Consider the following 15,372-nt stretch of genomic DNA (forward strand, 5'->3'; position numbering starts at 1 on the left):
TACGAGGAGAGCAGAGTGAAAGAGAAAGCCGGATTTCATGTCAGCTATTGGATGTTCGCCGTTCTGGCGTTTCTCGGCATCCAGTACCTGCTGTCCGTGCAGCAGGAAGTGGCGGTGATTCCCTACAGCGAGTTCGAGCAGCACCTCAAGGAAGGCCGCATCGACGAACTGGCCATCACCGAGCGGCGCATCGAGGGCCTGCTCAAGGAGCCGCTGCCCAGCGGCCAGCGACGCTTCATCAGCAATCGCGTCGAACCGCAGCTGGCCGAGCACCTGCAGCAATATCCGGTGCGCTACACCGGCAAGGTGGAAAGCACGCTGGTGCGGGACCTGCTGTCGTGGATCGTGCCGGCCGTGCTGTTCTTCGGCATCTGGCTGTTCCTCATGCGGCGCCTCGGTAGCGGGCTGGGTGGCGGCGGCATGATGCAGATCGGCAAGAGCAAGGCGCGGATCTACGTCGAGACCGACATGAAGGTGAGCTTCGCCGACGTGGCCGGCGTCGACGAGGCCAAGGACGAGCTGAAGGAAATCATCGAATTCCTGCGTGAACCGCAAACCTACGGCCGCCTCGGCGGCCGCATGCCCAAGGGCGTACTGCTGGTCGGCCCGCCCGGCACCGGCAAGACGCTGCTGGCGCGAGCCGTGGCCGGTGAGGCGAAGGTACCGTTCTACTCCATTTCCGGCTCAGAGTTCGTCGAGATGTTCGTCGGCGTGGGTGCGGCGCGGGTACGTGACCTGTTCGAACAGGCGAGGGCCCAGGCGCCGGCAATCATCTTCATTGATGAGCTGGACGCCCTTGGCCGCGCTCGTGGCGCCGGGCCGATGTCCGGCGGGCACGACGAGAAGGAGCAGACGCTCAACCAGTTGCTGGTGGAGATGGACGGTTTCGATACCTCCAGCGGGTTGGTCCTGCTGGCCGCCACCAACCGGCCGGAAATTCTCGACCCGGCGTTGCTGCGCGCCGGCCGGTTCGACCGTCAGGTGCTGGTGGATCGGCCGGACAAGGTCGGGCGGGTGCAGATCCTCGATGTGCACTTGAAAAAAGCGCGGCTGGACACCGATGTCGATCCACAGGCGATCGCCGCGCTGACGCCCGGTTTCACCGGCGCCGACCTGGCCAACCTGGTCAACGAGGCGACCCTGCTGGCGACCCGGCGCAACGCCGAGGCGGTGGCCATGACAGATTTCACCGCCGCCATCGAGCGCATCGTCGCCGGCTTGGAGAAGCGCAATCGCCTGCTCAACCCGCGCGAGCGCGAAATCGTCGCCTACCACGAGATGGGCCATGCGCTGGTGGCCATGGCGCTGCCGGGCGTCGACCCGGTGCACAAGGTGTCGATCATCCCGCGCGGCATGGGCGCGCTGGGCTACACCATCCAGCGGCCCATCGAGGACCGCTTCCTGATGACCCGCGAGGAGCTGGAAAACAAGATGGCCGTGCTGCTTGGCGGGCGCGCCGCGGAGTGGCTGGTGTTTTCCCACCTGTCCACCGGCGCGGCCGACGACCTGGCCAAGGTGACCGACATCGCCCGGGCCATGGTCACCCGCTACGGCATGTCCAAGCGGCTCGGGCACATGGTGCTGGAGCGCGAGCCCAATTCCTTCCTCGGCAACGAGGCGATGCTCGGCCTCAAGCCGCAGCATGACTACGCGGAAAGCACCGCCACGGCGATCGACGAGGAGGTGCAGGAGCTGGTGCAGGCATCCTTTCAGCGCAGCCTGGCATTGCTGGAGGCGCGCCGCGAATCGCTGGAACGCTGCGCCCTGCGCCTGCTGCAGCAGGAAACGCTGGAAGCCGCGGAGCTGGGCGTGCTGGCTGGGCTCGAACCGCAACCGGTGGCCTGAGGCGGTTCAGGCCTGCGCAGGGCTTTCCACGGCCTGGCAGACGTCTACCCACTGGGCGTTGACCAGCTCGGCCAGCCGCTGCGGGCAGATCCGCACGGCACTGTGGATGGCGCCGGCGGCCGGCAACACCTGGTCGAAGGCCTTCAGCGATTCATCGCAGTAGACCGACAGTGAAGTGGCCAGGCCGAACGGGCAGACGCCACCGACCGGATGCCCGGTCAGCGCGACGACGCTGTCGGCGTCGAGCATCTTCGCCTTGCCGCCGAAAGCGGCCTTGATCTTGCGGTTGTCGATGCGCGCATCGCCGCGTGCCACCACCAGCAGGTTGCGCTCGCCGATGCGAAAGGCCAGGGTCTTGGCGATCTGGCCCGGCTCGACCCCATGCGCCTCGGCCGCCAGGGCGACGGTGGCGGTACTGCTGTCCAGTTCGATGATCGCGATGTCCGGCGCCTTCTCGGCGAAGTAAGCGCGAACGGATTCGAGGCTCATGGCGCGGGCTCCTGCGAAAAAACCTCCATCCTTATGGCTTGTCGCCGCTTCGTCAAGCCCGCGCGGCGCCGGCCGGGCGCCGCCGCGCATGTTGCGCCAGCGCCCATTCGACGTGCTCGCGCACCAGCGCCGACGGATCGTCGCGGCGCGCCCGCAGCGCCTCCAGCACCGGAATGCTCGACGGCGCATTGCCCAGGCCCACCGCCAGGTTGCGCAGCCAGCGCTCGTAACCGGCACGGCGCAGCGGCGAGCCCTCGGTGCGGCTGAGGAACTCCTCCTCGCTCCAGCGGAACAGCGTGGCCAGTTCGGCGTTGTCCAGGCTGTGACGTGGCTGGAAGTCGGTCTGCTGGGTTGGCTTGGCGAAGCGGTTCCAGGGGCAGACGATCTGGCAGTCATCGCAGCCGAATACGCGGTTACCGATCTTCGACCGTAGCTCGACGGGGATCGGCCCTTTCAGCTCGATGGTCAGGTAGGAAATGCATTTGCGCGCATCCAGCACCCGTTCGCCGACGAACGCATCGGTTGGGCAGACGTCCAGACAGGCATGGCAACTGCCGCAATGGTCGCGATCGGTTGGCTGGTCGACGGGGAGGGCGATGTCGACAAACAACTCGCCGAGGAAGAACCAACTGCCCGCCTTGCGGTTGAGGATCAGGGTGTTCTTGCCGATCCAGCCGAGGCCGGCCTGCTGCGCCACCGCCTTTTCCAACACCGGCGCGCTGTCGACGAAGGCGCGAAAGCCGAAGGGGCCGATCACCTGCTGGATGCGCTCGGCCAGCTGTTGCAGGCGTTTGCGGATCAGTTTGTGATAGTCCCGGCCTAGCGCGTAGCGCGACACATAGGCTTTTTCGGGCTGCGCCAGTTGCTCGGCCATGCGGGTGTCGCCGGGCAGGTAATCCATGCGCAACGAGATCACCCTTGACGTGCCTGGCACCAGTTGTTGCGGATGGGAACGTTTGCTGCCATGGGCAGCCATATAGTCCATCTCGCCTTGATGGCCGGCCGCTAGCCAGCGCTCGAGGTGCGCTTCATGCTCGCCCAGATCGACGCCAGTAATGCCGACCTGCTGAAAGCCGAGCTCGCGGCCCCACTCCTTGATGGAGTCGGCAAGAGCGGCTGGGTCGAGGGTGGTGCTGGTCATGGCGTAGAGTCGTCGGCGTTGCGGCAATGTAAGGGCGGGCTGCTGCGGTTTTGGCCTGGCGAACCGGCAGCTGTTGAACCCGCCGCGCGGCTCGCTCTCGGGCGGCAATCTTTTCTATCAATCCGCCGCCGACTCGCCACGGGCGGCCGGGCAGGCGCATGCGTATAATTCTGCCAGATATTCGCACGGGTGATTCATGTCCCAGACCACCGATACACTTCCCAGTCGTCTCTACGCTGCCGCTCAGGTACGTGAGCTCGACGCCCGGCTGATCGCGGCTGGGACGCCTGGTTTCGACCTTATGCAGCGTGCCGCCCATGCCGCCTGGCGCGCACTGCGCCGACGTTGGCCGGACGTTGAGGAAATCACCGTGTTGGCCGGGCGCGGCAACAACGCCGGCGATGGATACCTGATCGCAGCGCTGGCGCAGCGTGCCGCTCGTCAGGTTCGGGTCATTGCAGTCGGCGATCCGCTGCAATTACAGGGCGATGCCGCCCAGGCCTTTGCTGAAGCCCGGGCAGCCGGCGTCAGCGTGACGCCTTGGAGGTCCGATGCCGATCTGCGCGGTGTGCTGGTCGATGCGCTGCTAGGCACTGGGATCACCGGAGAGGTTCGCGAACCCTACGCGAGCGTCATTCGCGCAATGAACGAAAGCGCGCTGCCGATCCTTGCGGTCGACCTGCCGTCGGGGCTGTGTGCCGACACGGGGCATCTGCTCGGGGCGGTTGTGCGGGCCGAGCTGACGGTGACCTTTATCGGCCTCAAGCTCGGTCTGTTTACCGGTCAAGGGCCAGATCGAATCGGAACGCTGGTATTCGATGACCTGCAGGCCGACGCGCAGGTTGTCGCCCAGATCGAGCCGTCCGCCCTGCGCTTGTGCGAGGCGAACTTGCCGACCCTCGCACCCCGCTCGCCCACTGCTCATAAAGGAAGCTTTGGTCAGGTGCTGGTCATCGGCGGCGACCTCGGCACTGGCGGCGCCGCGTTGCTCAGTGCCGAAGCTGCACTGCGCTGTGGTGCCGGCATGGTGACCCTGGCGACACGCCCGGAACATGTCACCGCCGCGCTGGTGCGGCGCCCGGAAATCATGTGCAGCGGCGTCGAGTCGACTTATGCATTGACGGCGCTGGCCCAACGGGCCGATGTACTGGTGATCGGGCCAGGCCTGGGGCAGGGCCCCTGGGGCCGCAGCTTGCTGTCGCTGGCACCGCAATGTCACGTGCCGCAAGTGTGGGACGCCGACGCGCTGAATCTGCTGGCAGCCGGCGCGGTGGAGCTTCCTGGCGATTGCTTGCTCACGCCGCATCCCGGTGAGGCCGCACGATTGTTGGGAATCTCCGTGGCCGAGGTGCAGGCCGATCGGCCCACCGCCGCGCGCGCGCTTGCTGCGCGCTTCGGTTGTGCCGTACTGCTCAAGGGCGCCGGAACCCTGATCGCCGACCGCGACGGTCGGCTGGCATTGTGTGATCGCGGGCATCCGGCCATGGCCAGTGCGGGGCTCGGCGATGTGTTGGCGGGTGTGGCTGGTGCATTGCTGGCGCAGGGGCTGGCGCCTTTCGAGGCGGCCTGCCTTGCTGTCTGGCTGCATGCGGTGGCGGGTGAGCGTCTTGGCGCCGTAGGCCGAGGGCTGGTTGCCGCCGATCTGATCCCGATGGTCCGCCAGTTGCTCGAGGCGCATTCGCCATGTCTGACGTAACGCTGTTTGCTGCCGACGAAGACGCCATGCTGTTGCTGGGCGCACGCATCGCTCAGGCAACCGGCGGGCGGGGCGTGATTTATCTGCACGGCGACCTCGGCGCCGGCAAGACCACATTGTCGCGCGGGTTGATTCGTGGGCTTGGACATGAGGGCAAGGTCAAGAGCCCGACCTTTACCCTGGTCGAACCCTATGAAACCCCGGCTGCACGAGTGTTCCATTTCGACCTTTACCGTCTTGTCGACCCGGAGGAACTGGAATTTCTGGGCATTCGCGACTATTTCGAAAGGGACGCTCTGTGCCTGGTAGAGTGGCCGGAACGTGGCGCCGGCATTTTGCCAAAGGCTGACCTGGACATTACCATTACGCCGCACGGGGCCGGTCGTATGCTGCGCCTGACGCCACGAGGCGAGCGCGGTGAAGGCTGGTGTTCCATCCTGACCGTTGGCAATCAATGAACATCATGGGGTTGGGTATGCGCATGCGCGCGCTGGTTAGTGGTTTGGCATTGATGCTCGCGGCCATGCAGGTCCTGGCGGCTTCCGACGTCCAGAGCGTGCGTCTGTGGCGAGCGCCTGACAATACGCGGTTGGTCTTTGACCTGTCCGGCCCGGTCCAGCACAAGGTGTTCACGCTGACGGCTCCGGATCGCATCGTCATCGATGTCGATGGCGCCAATCTGGCCAGGCCCTTCGATCAGCTGCCGCTGCAGAACACGCCCATTTCCGGATTGCGCGCAGCGAAATACGACGCCGACACCTTGCGGGTGGTCATCGACCTGAGCGCCGAGGTTTCGCCAAAGAGCTTTACGCTCACGCCGAACCAGCAATACGGCCATCGGTTGGTGGTCGACCTGTTCGACAATGCCGCCGATGCGGCAGCGGCATCCACTGCCAACGTTCCGGCGACCGCCACGCCGAGCACCCCGACCGCACCCGTATCGCCGACCCTGCCGGCGATCAGGTTGCCTCCACTGCCAAGCAGCAAGCGCGATATCGTCGTGGCCATCGATGCGGGGCATGGCGGAGAAGATCCCGGCGCCATCGGCCCGGGCAAGGTGTATGAAAAAACTGTCGTGCTGGCGCTTGCCAAGGAGTTGCAGCGCCAGATCGGCGCCGAGAAAGGCTTCCGCGCCGAGCTCGTGCGCACCGGTGATTACTTTATCCCCTTGCGTAAACGCACCGAGATTGCCCGCAAGAAGGGCGCGGACCTGTTCGTCTCCATTCATGCCGATGCGGCGCCGCGGTCGTCAGCCTATGGGGCTTCGGTGTTTGCATTGTCGGATCGCGGCGCGACCTCGGAGACTGCGCGTTGGCTGGCCGACAGCGAAAATCGGTCTGACCTGATTGGTGGCGCCGGCAATGTCAGCCTCGGCGACAAGGACCAGATGCTTGCCGGCGTGTTGCTGGACCTGTCGATGACCGCCTCGTTGTCTTCCAGTCTCAACGTCGGGCAGAAGGTGCTGAGCAACATGGGCCGGATCACCCCTTTGCACAAACGCCGCGTTGAACAGGCCGGGTTCATGGTGCTGAAATCACCCGATATCCCTTCGATCCTGGTGGAGACCGGCTTCATTTCCAATCCGTCCGAGGCGCGCAAACTGCAGACTGCGGCCCATCAGCAGGCGCTGGCGCGTTCCATCCACAGTGGGGTGCGGCAGTTCTTCCATGAAAATCCGCCACCCGGCACCTACGTTGCCTGGATGCGCGACTCCGGCAAGATTGCCGGCGCGGCTCGCGAGCATGTGGTCCGTTCTGGCGAAAGCCTGGCGCTGCTCGCCGAGCGCTATCAGATCAGTCTGCCTGCGTTGCGCAGCGCCAACAGTTTGAAAGGCGACGTGATCAAAGTTGGCCAAACGCTGAACATTCCCGCTGCCACGCTGGCCTCGCAGCCATGATCGAGGCGGCGCGCATCCAGCTGCTGAGTCCACGGCTGGCGAACCAGATTGCTGCGGGCGAAGTGGTCGAGCGGCCAGCTTCGGTGATCAAGGAGCTGCTGGAAAACAGCCTCGACTCCGGTGCCACCCGTATTGAAGTGGACGTTGAACAAGGCGGGATAAAGCTGCTGCGGGTGCGCGACGATGGTTGTGGTATTCCGGCCGATGACTTGCCGCTGGCCCTGGCTCGGCATGCGACCAGCAAGATCCGCGATCTGCAAGACCTTGAGCGTGTCATGAGCCTGGGTTTCCGGGGCGAGGCGCTGGCGTCGATCAGTTCGGTCTCCCGATTGACGCTGACCTCGCGTACGGCTGATGCTGCCGAGGCCTGGCAGGTCGAGACCGAAGGCCGGGACATGGAGGCGCGCGTGCAGCCGGCGGCGCATCCGGTCGGAACCTCGGTCGAGGTGCGCGACCTGTTCTTCAACACGCCTGCACGGCGCAAGTTCTTGCGCACCGAAAAGACCGAGTTCGACCACTTGCAGGAAGTGATCAAGCGGCTGGCGCTGGCGCGGTTCGATGTCGCCTTCCATCTTCGCCACAACGGCAAGGTGGTGCTTGCGCTGCATCCGGCCAGTGATCCTGCGTCTCGGGGGCGCCGCGTCGCGTCGGTGTGCGGCCCGGCCTTTCTGGAACAGGCGTTGCCGGTCGAGATTGAGCGCGCCGGTCTGCATCTTTGGGGCTGGGTCGGTTTGCCGACGTTTTCCCGTAGCCAGGCGGATCTGCAATATTTCTATGTGAATGGACGCATGGTGCGCGACAAGCTGGTCGCCCATGCCGTGCGGCAGGCGTACCGCGACGTGTTGTTCAATGGTCGACATCCGACCTTCGTGTTGTTCCTCGATGTGGACCCGGCAGTGGTGGACGTCAATGTCCATCCGACCAAGCATGAGGTTCGCTTTCGCGACACTCGCATGGTGCATGATTTCCTCTACGGCACCTTGCACCGCGCGCTCGGCGATGTCCGTCCCGAGGATCAGCTGGCCGCGCCAGCCAGCGTGGCGCCGGTAATCACGGTCTCTGGTCGCGATGCCGGAGAATTTGCCGGGCAGAACGAAATGAGCCTCGCTGCCAGTGCGCTGGGTCAACCGGCGGCAGCACAGCCTGCCTGGCGCGGTGCCGGCGCTGGCTATCAGGCGCCTCGGCCAATGCCGACTGGCAACGTTGCAGAAGCGCAGGGTGCCTACCGTGAGTTCTTCTCGCCATTGGCAGAAGTGACTGTTGCGGCCCTGCCGGAAAGCCAGGATGACGTGCCGCCGCTTGGCTACGCACTGGCTCAGCTCAAGGGTATCTACATTCTCGCCGAAAATGCTCAAGGTCTGGTTCTGGTGGACATGCACGCCGCCCACGAGCGGATCATGTACGAGCGGCTGAAAACGGCAATGGCCAGCGAAGGTCTGCGTGGTCAACCGTTACTGGTACCGGAATCGATCGCCGTCAGTCAGCGTGAAGCAGACTGTGCCGAAGAACATGTGCAGTGGTTCCAGCGGCTTGGTTTTGAGTTGCAGCGGCTGGGTCCCGAAAGTCTGGCGATCCGCCAGATTCCCTCCCTGCTCAAGCAGGCCGAAGCGACCCGGTTGGTGCAGGACGTGCTGGCCGACCTGCTTGAATACGGCACCAGCGACCGTATCCAGGCGCACCTCAACGAGCTGCTTGGCACCATGGCATGCCACGGCGCGGTGCGTGCAAACCGTCGCCTTACCGTGCCGGAAATGAATGGCCTATTGCGCGACATGGAGCAGACCGAGCGCAGTGGCCAGTGCAATCACGGTCGCCCGACCTGGACCCGGCTGGGCATGGCCGACCTGGATAAGCTCTTCCTCAGGGGGCGTTAGAGCAGCGGCAAGCGTCAAGCCACAAGCGGCAAGTAACAGCGGCATAGCCAGCTTGCGGTCCCGACCTCCGCGCTTCACCCTGATTACGCTTGCAGCTTGCAGCTTGCAGCTTTTAATGGATCCCGAATGACCCCGTTCCCTCCCGCCATTTTCCTTATGGGCCCTACCGCAGCGGGCAAGACCGACCTGGCAATCGAGCTTGCTCGGACCTTGCCGTGTGATCTGATCAGTGTCGATTCCGCCTTGGTTTACCGTGGCATGGACATCGGCACTGCCAAGCCTTCCCCCGAACTGTTGGATGCCTTTCCGCACCGGTTGATCGACATCAGAGACCCTGTGCAGAGCTACTCGGCTGCTGAGTTTGTGGCTGACGCCCTGGTGGCGATGGCGCAGAGCACCGAAGCAGGACGCATTCCGCTGCTCGTGGGCGGCACCATGTTGTACTTCAAGGCGTTGCTCGAAGGGCTTGCGGATATGCCGGCCGCTGATGCTGAGGTGCGTGCGGCGCTCGAAGCACAAGTGCAGGCGGAAGGCGCGGCGGCGCTGCATCACCAGCTCAGCGAAGTCGACCCGGTATCAGCCGCTCGGATCCATCCGAACGATCCGCAGCGTCTGATCAGGGCGCTTGAGGTCTATCGGGTCAGTGGTATCAGCATGACCGAGCATCGCGCCCGGCAAACCGCGCAAAAAGCCGGAGCCGGCACGCCAGACGGCTGCGTCTTGCCTTATACTGTCGCGCAGTTGTCCATGGCGCCTGCGCGACGGCAGGTCTTGCACCAGCGTATCGAGCGGCGTTTCGTTCAGATGGTTGAACAGGGCTTTGTCGCAGAGGTCGAATCTCTCCGCAGGCGCCCAGATCTGCATGCCGAGCTGCCGTCCATGCGAGCGGTTGGCTATCGTCAGGTCTGGCATTATCTGGACGGTAAGTACACTGCGCAGGAAATGGCTGAGCGTGGTGTGATTGCTACCCGGCAACTGGCCAAGCGTCAGCTCACTTGGTTGAGGGGATGGGAGGGCGTTCACTGGCTGGAAAGTTCGGCCTGTGACAATCTGCCGCGAGCATTGAAATACTTGGATAGGCTCGCCATATTGAGCTGACAGCGCTATTTGACCGGCTATTCTCATTGATCGGCCGGGTTCGATTTCGAATATTAATGAAAAGACCCTCTAAGGAGTGCGGCACATGTCAAAAGGGCATTCGCTACAAGACCCTTACCTGAACATCCTGCGTAAGGAGCGCGTTCCGGTTTCGATCTACTTGGTCAACGGTATCAAGCTTCAGGGCCAGATCGAGTCATTCGATCAATTCGTCATTCTGTTGAAGAACACGGTGAGTCAGATGGTTTACAAGCATGCCATCTCGACTGTCGTTCCTGGCCGTCCGGTGCGCCTGCCTGCTGCCGGCGACGCTGAACAGTCCGAGTCGGGTAACGAATAAAGGGAGCTTTCATTGTTCTTCGAACGTCCCGGTGGTGGTGAGCGGGCTATCCTGGTTCATCTGGATGCTCAGGATCCAGCGGCGCGTGAAGACCCCCAAGAGTTTCGTGAGCTGGCGCGGTCAGCTGGCGCCGAAACAGTTGGCTTCGTCAATGTTGCCAGGCATCAACCTTCCGCCAAGTTTCTGATCGGCAGCGGCAAAGTCGAAGAGCTGCATGACCTTGTCAGGGACGGCGAGGTCGAGCTGGTCATTTTCAATCACACCCTGACGCCCAGCCAGGAGCGCAACCTCGAGCGAGCGCTCGAATGTCGTGTGCTTGATCGGACCGGACTGATTCTGGATATCTTTGCTCAGCGCGCGCGTACGCACGAAGGCAAGTTGCAGGTTGAGCTGGCTCAGCTGGGTCACATGAGCACGCGGCTGGTGCGGGGCTGGACTCACCTTGAGCGGCAGAAGGGTGGTATAGGCTTGCGCGGTCCGGGCGAGACACAGCTTGAAACTGACAGGCGCTTGCTGCGTGTGCGTATTCGCCAGATCAAGCAGCGGCTGGAAAAGGTTCGTAGTCAGCGTGAGCAGGCTCGCCGGGGCCGCCGACGCGCTGATATTCCGCTTGTATCCCTGGTGGGCTATACCAACGCGGGCAAGTCCACCCTCTTCAATGCCTTGACCGAATCCGAGGTTTACGCGGCTAACCAGCTTTTCGCTACGCTGGATCCAACCCTGCGTCGTCTGGATCTGGATGACCTTGGGCCAGTGGTGATTGCTGATACGGTGGGCTTCATCCGTCATTTGCCGCACAAGCTGGTCGAATCGTTCCGGGCCACACTCGAAGAGTCGAGCAATGCTGATCTGCTGCTGCATGTCATCGATGCTCACGAGCCTGAGCGCGATCAGCAGATCGAACAGGTACTGGCGGTGTTGACCGAGATCGGCGCGCATGAGCTGCCGATATTGGAGGTTTACAACAAGGTGGATCTGCTTGAAGGCATCGAGCCGCAGATCCAGCGCAATGCTGATGGCGTACCGCAGCGGGTCTGGGTCTCGGCACAGATGGGGCTGGGCTTGGATCTGTTGAAGCAGGCCATTGCCGAACTGCTCGGTAACGATCTCTTCGTCGGGACGCTTCGGTTGCCGCAGCAACTTGGGCGCCTGCGTGCGCAGTTGTTCGACCTCGGGGCGGTGCAGTCCGAGGTCCATGATGACGACGGTGTCAGTCTGCTTGATGTGCGCCTGCAGCGTGTCGAACTGCATCGTCTCATCAGTCGCGCGGGCCTTGAGGCGGAGCAGTTTTTCGAGCAACACACTTTGCAATACAGCTCGGGAGGCTTTTAAGCCGTTCGCTCCGGGCTTTCGGTAGCATTGGTGGACGCGCCGCTGGCGCGTCTTTAGCTTTATTTGAATGGAGAGCGCTATGGCTTGGAATGAGCCGGGTGGCAACTCGAACAACCAGGATCCCTGGGGCAGTGGTGGCGGTGGTCGTCGCGGCGGTGGCGGTCAGAAAGGTCCACCTGACCTCGATGAGGCTTTCCGCAAACTACAGGACAGCCTCAACGGCATGTTCGGCGGCAAGAAGCGCAGTGGCGGATCGTCGGGTGGCGGCCGTCGTGGCGGTTTTGGGCTGGTCTGGATTGGTCTGGTGGTATTGCTGGCCGTCTGGCTGTTCAATGCGATCTATATCGTCGACGAGCAAGAGCAGGCCGTGGTTTTGCGCTTCGGCAAATACCACGAGACCGTGGGGCCGGGTCTGAACATCTATTTCCCGCCATTCGATCGCAAGTTCCAGGCGAACGTTACCCGCGAGCGCTCCTATAGCAAACAGGGGCAGATGCTTACCGAAGACGAAAACATCATCGAAGTGCCTCTGACCGTGCAATACAAGATCAGCGATCTGCAGGCGTTCGTGCTTAACGTTGAAGAACCTGAGGCTTCACTGCAGCATGCGACTGACAGTGCGGTTCGTCATGTGGTGGGTTCGACGGCGATGGACCAGGTCCTGACCGAAGGGCGCGAGGCGATGGCGGCTGAGGTCAAGGAGCGCCTGCAGCGGTTTCTTGACAACTACGGTACGGGCATCATCGTGACGCAGGTCAACCTGCAAAGCGCAGCAGCGCCGAGGGAGGTGCAGGAAGCGTTTGATGATGTCATCCGGGCGCGGGAAGACGAGCAGCGCGAGAAGAATCAGGCCGAATCCTATGCCAATGGCGTGATCCCCGAGGCCCGTGGTCAGGCCCAGCGTATGCTGGAAGAGGCCAGTGGTTATCGCGATGCGGTGATTTCGCGTGCCACAGGTGAGGCGGACCGCTTCAGCAAGCTGGTGGCCGAGTACCGCAAGGCGCCGGAGGTGACGCGTGAGCGCCTGTATCTGGAAAGCATGCAAGAGCTCATGAGCAATACCAGCAAGGTGCTCGTGACCGGCGAGAAGGGTCAGAACAACCTGCTCTATCTGCCGCTGGACAAGATGATCAATGGTCGCGGCGCTGCTTCTGCGCAGTCCCCTGCGGCGTCTGCGTCAGGCGCTTCGACGCAGACTACGAGGCTGCCTCCGGAGCTGGATCCGCGTGAAGTGCGCACACGGGAGGTCCGCTAATGAACAATAAATCCCTGACCGCACTCATTGTGGGTGTGGTGCTGGCGATCGTGGCGTGGAACAGCTTCTATATCGTGTCCCAGACAGAGCGAGCGGTATTGCTGCGCTTCGGTCGTATCGTTGAGCCCGACGTGAAACCGGGCATGCACCTGAAAATCCCTTATGTCAACAGCGTGCGCAAGTTCGATGCACGCCTGATGACGCTCGATACCACGACGGCGCGATTTCTGACGCTGGAAAAGAAAGCGCTGATGGTTGACTCCTACGCCAAATGGCGTGTGGACGATGCCGAGCGTTTTTATACGGCGACTTCAGGCATGAAGCAGATTGCAGATGAGCGACTCGCGCGCCGTCTCGAAGCTGCGCTGCGGGATCAGTTCGGTAAGCGGACCTTGCACGAGTCTGTATCCGGCCAGCGCGACGAGCTGATGAGTCTGGTGACCAACAGTCTGAATCGTGCTGCGCAGCAGGAGCTCGGGATTGAGGTGGTGGATGTCCGAGTCAAGGGCATTGACCTCCCGCGCGAAGTGAACCGCAGCGTGTTCGAGCGGATGAGCTCCGAGCGTGAGCGTGAAGCGCGTGAGCATCGGGCGAAAGGCAAGGAGCTGGCTGAAGGCATTCGTGCCGATGCTGACCGGCAGCGGCGCGTGCTCCTGGCTGAGGCATTCCGTGAGGCCGAAGAGCTGCGCGGTGACGGCGATGCGCAGGCGGCAGCCATCTATGCTGCGGCGTACGGGCAGGATCGGGAATTCTATTCCTTCCATCGCAGCCTCCAAGCCTACCGTGAGAGCTTCGCCAACAAGGAAGATGTGCTGGTGCTGGATCCCAATAGCGATTTCTTCCGTTATCTGGAATCCGCCACAGCGCAGTGACTGCGCAGGGGTGTCCGGCAGGCTGAGTGCAGTCCGCCGGGTGACCTGTTGGCGAAACATTGTTATGCTCTGCGAGCCGGGAAAAGCCCGGCTTTTTTGCGTCTGTGCCCCCGGCGGTAGCAGGCTGGTCCGGGCATGGCCAGCCACGCTGATCCCCTTGGTGGGGCGTGGCGCTGTCGCCATGGTTCGAACACAATCGCACGCGACCGATGGGCGGCTCAGGCTGTTGCCCCGGCGTTCGTCTGCTTGACTAGGCTTGCCGTATCGAGAGGTGATTGGCGAAATGGCAACGATAGACCGCTGGCTTCTGCCAGATGGCATTGAAGAGGTGCTGCCGCCCGAAGCGGCGCGTATCGAAACTGCACGGCGTCGTGTGCTGGATCTTTTCCAGTGCTGGGGCTACGAGTTGGTTATTACCCCTCATGTGGAGTTTCTCGAATCGCTCTTGATTGGCGCAGGGCAGGACCTTGATCTCAGGACCTTTAAGGTCGTCGATCCGTTGTCAGGGCGGCAGATGGGCTTGCGAGCGGACATCACGCCGCAAGTGGCGCGGGTGGATGCCCATACGTTGCGCCGCGAAGGGCCCAGCCGCCTGTGCTATGCCGGCAGCGTCCTGCATGCCAAGCCGCAGGCCCTCGCCACGTCGCGGAGCCCGATTCAGCTGGGTGCCGAACTCTATGGAGACAGCAGCACGTCCGGCGACCTTGAAGTGATCAGCTTGATGCTGGAAACCCTTCTGCTCGCCGATGTGCCGGACCTGCACATGGACCTCGGCCATGTGGGTATCTATCGTGGGTTGGCGCGCGCCGCCGGTCTCTCCGGGGATGCCGAGCAGCGCCTCTTCGATGCCCTGCAGCGTAAGGCGATGGACGAGATCGCAGCGCTGACCGCTGGTGTCGAGCCTGCGTTGGCGGGCATGTTGCGCGCACTGGCACGGCTCTGCGGTGGGCGTGAGACGCTTGACGCTGCGCGCGAGGGGCTTGCCGGTGCGCCTGCTCCGGTTCTTGAGTCGCTGGAAGACCTGGCGCATATCGCCGACCAGGTGGCGATGCGGTATCCCGAGCTGCCGTTGTATTTCGATCTTGGCGAGCTGCGCGGCTATCACTACCACACTGGTATCGTTTTCGCGGTGTTCGTTCCGGGCGTCGGCCAGTCGATCGCTCAGGGTGGGCGTTATGACGACATTGGGGCTGATTTTGGCCGGGCGCGTCCGGCGACCGGCTTTTCGACGGACCTGAAGACGCTGGTCAGGCTGGGCAATGCCGAGCTCGTCGGCCCATTGGCCGGTGTCTGGGCGCCGTACAGCACCGATCCGGCTTTGTGGCAGGCAATCCGTCGGCTGCGTGAGCAGGGTGAGCGGGTAGTGCAGGCCTTGGACGGGCAGCAGGGTGATGCCGCGCCAGGTGTTGGCTGTGACCGGCAGCTACTGTTGCAAGAGGGTTCCTGGGTTGTAACGCCGCTGGCCCGCTGATGCGGCTGTGCCAGACAGGTTTTTCAGGTTTTCGCCGGTCATGACCGGTAATGCTTCGCCAA

Annotated in this window: 13 protein-coding genes; 11 read left to right on the forward strand and 2 right to left on the reverse strand. The window is 63.1% G+C overall.

Annotated features, from left to right (window positions below; genetic code table 11):
• Positions 1 to 15 precede the first annotated feature (15 nt).
• Complete coding sequence (gene ftsH, locus NA637_RS13515) at positions 16 to 1,845, forward strand: ATP-dependent zinc metalloprotease FtsH (RefSeq protein ID WP_256072829.1); 1,830 nt, start codon at positions 16 to 18, stop codon at positions 1,843 to 1,845.
• 6 nt (positions 1,846 to 1,851) lie between these two features.
• On the opposite strand, the gene NA637_RS13520 is transcribed toward ftsH, so the two are convergent.
• On the reverse strand, positions 1,852 to 2,334 hold the full coding sequence (locus tag NA637_RS13520) for a YbaK/EbsC family protein (protein ID WP_256072831.1): 483 nt from the start codon (positions 2,332 to 2,334) through the stop codon (positions 1,852 to 1,854).
• A gap of 52 nt (positions 2,335 to 2,386) precedes the next feature.
• Positions 2,387 to 3,475, reverse strand: coding sequence for a tRNA epoxyqueuosine(34) reductase QueG (queG, locus tag NA637_RS13525; protein ID WP_256072832.1), 1,089 nt, complete (start codon positions 3,473 to 3,475; stop codon positions 2,387 to 2,389).
• Positions 3,476 to 3,671: 196 nt separating this feature from the next.
• Here queG and NA637_RS13530 point away from each other — a divergent pair, with 196 nt between their 5' ends.
• From NA637_RS13530 to NA637_RS13575, 10 genes are all read left to right on the forward strand, one after another.
• A complete protein-coding gene (locus NA637_RS13530; RefSeq protein ID WP_256072834.1) occupies positions 3,672 to 5,171 on the forward strand; it encodes an NAD(P)H-hydrate dehydratase in 1,500 nt (499 codons plus the stop codon).
• The gene (gene tsaE, locus NA637_RS13535) at positions 5,159 to 5,629 is read left to right on the forward strand and encodes a tRNA (adenosine(37)-N6)-threonylcarbamoyltransferase complex ATPase subunit type 1 TsaE (RefSeq protein WP_256072837.1); all 471 of its coding nucleotides are present in this window, start codon (positions 5,159 to 5,161) and stop codon (positions 5,627 to 5,629) included. The genes NA637_RS13530 and tsaE overlap by 13 nt, the downstream gene beginning before the upstream one ends.
• Positions 5,630 to 5,646: 17 nt before the next feature.
• Positions 5,647 to 7,068 (forward strand): N-acetylmuramoyl-L-alanine amidase, encoded by a 1,422-nt coding sequence (locus tag NA637_RS13540; RefSeq protein ID WP_272889035.1) that lies wholly within the window; start codon positions 5,647 to 5,649, stop codon positions 7,066 to 7,068.
• Positions 7,065 to 8,942 carry a DNA mismatch repair endonuclease MutL gene (gene mutL / locus NA637_RS13545; protein WP_256072839.1) on the forward strand — a complete coding sequence of 626 codons (1,878 nt, stop codon included), beginning with the start codon at positions 7,065 to 7,067 and terminating at the stop codon, positions 8,940 to 8,942. The genes NA637_RS13540 and mutL overlap by 4 nt, the downstream gene beginning before the upstream one ends.
• Before the next feature lie 126 nt (positions 8,943 to 9,068).
• Positions 9,069 to 10,040 carry a tRNA (adenosine(37)-N6)-dimethylallyltransferase MiaA gene (miaA, locus tag NA637_RS13550; protein ID WP_256072841.1) on the forward strand — a complete coding sequence of 324 codons (972 nt, stop codon included), beginning with the start codon at positions 9,069 to 9,071 and terminating at the stop codon, positions 10,038 to 10,040.
• An 85-nt stretch (positions 10,041 to 10,125) separates the two neighbouring features.
• Positions 10,126 to 10,380 (forward strand): RNA chaperone Hfq, encoded by a 255-nt coding sequence (gene hfq / locus NA637_RS13555; RefSeq protein WP_256072853.1) that lies wholly within the window; start codon positions 10,126 to 10,128, stop codon positions 10,378 to 10,380.
• 12 nt (positions 10,381 to 10,392) lie between these two features.
• On the forward strand, positions 10,393 to 11,712 hold the full coding sequence (gene hflX, locus NA637_RS13560) for a ribosome rescue GTPase HflX (protein ID WP_256072866.1): 1,320 nt from the start codon (positions 10,393 to 10,395) through the stop codon (positions 11,710 to 11,712).
• 79 nt (positions 11,713 to 11,791) lie between these two features.
• Positions 11,792 to 12,967: an FtsH protease activity modulator HflK gene (gene hflK, locus NA637_RS13565; protein ID WP_256072868.1), complete on the forward strand. Its 1,176-nt coding sequence runs from the start codon at positions 11,792 to 11,794 to the stop codon at positions 12,965 to 12,967.
• Positions 12,967 to 13,839 (forward strand): protease modulator HflC, encoded by an 873-nt coding sequence (gene hflC, locus NA637_RS13570; RefSeq protein WP_256072870.1) that lies wholly within the window; start codon positions 12,967 to 12,969, stop codon positions 13,837 to 13,839. The genes hflK and hflC overlap by 1 nt, the downstream gene beginning before the upstream one ends.
• A 283-nt stretch (positions 13,840 to 14,122) precedes the next feature.
• Positions 14,123 to 15,310 (forward strand): ATP phosphoribosyltransferase regulatory subunit, encoded by a 1,188-nt coding sequence (locus tag NA637_RS13575; RefSeq protein ID WP_256072872.1) that lies wholly within the window; start codon positions 14,123 to 14,125, stop codon positions 15,308 to 15,310.
• Positions 15,311 to 15,372: the final 62 nt, after the last annotated feature.

The sequence above is a fragment of the Stutzerimonas stutzeri genome (genome assembly GCF_024448935.1).
GTDB lineage: Bacteria > Pseudomonadota > Gammaproteobacteria > Pseudomonadales > Pseudomonadaceae > Stutzerimonas > Stutzerimonas stutzeri_AO.

What these genes read in the sequence shown, in the direction of transcription:
- tsaE (WP_256072837.1), top strand. Translation starts at nt 5,159, where the DNA reads ATGTCTGACGTAACGCTGTTTGCTGCCGACGAAGACGCCATGCTGTTG.
- NA637_RS13540 (WP_272889035.1), top strand. Translation starts at nt 5,647, where the DNA reads ATGCGCATGCGCGCGCTGGTTAGTGGTTTGGCATTGATGCTCGCGGCC.
- hflC (WP_256072870.1), top strand. Translation starts at nt 12,967, where the DNA reads ATGAACAATAAATCCCTGACCGCACTCATTGTGGGTGTGGTGCTGGCG.
- queG (WP_256072832.1), bottom strand. Translation starts at nt 3,475, where the DNA reads ATGACCAGCACCACCCTCGACCCAGCCGCTCTTGCCGACTCCATCAAG.
- mutL (WP_256072839.1), top strand. Translation starts at nt 7,065, where the DNA reads ATGATCGAGGCGGCGCGCATCCAGCTGCTGAGTCCACGGCTGGCGAAC.
- NA637_RS13530 (WP_256072834.1), top strand. Translation starts at nt 3,672, where the DNA reads ATGTCCCAGACCACCGATACACTTCCCAGTCGTCTCTACGCTGCCGCT.
- miaA (WP_256072841.1), top strand. Translation starts at nt 9,069, where the DNA reads ATGACCCCGTTCCCTCCCGCCATTTTCCTTATGGGCCCTACCGCAGCG.
- NA637_RS13575 (WP_256072872.1), top strand. Translation starts at nt 14,123, where the DNA reads ATGGCAACGATAGACCGCTGGCTTCTGCCAGATGGCATTGAAGAGGTG.
- hfq (WP_256072853.1), top strand. Translation starts at nt 10,126, where the DNA reads ATGTCAAAAGGGCATTCGCTACAAGACCCTTACCTGAACATCCTGCGT.
- hflK (WP_256072868.1), top strand. Translation starts at nt 11,792, where the DNA reads ATGGCTTGGAATGAGCCGGGTGGCAACTCGAACAACCAGGATCCCTGG.
- NA637_RS13520 (WP_256072831.1), bottom strand. Translation starts at nt 2,334, where the DNA reads ATGAGCCTCGAATCCGTTCGCGCTTACTTCGCCGAGAAGGCGCCGGAC.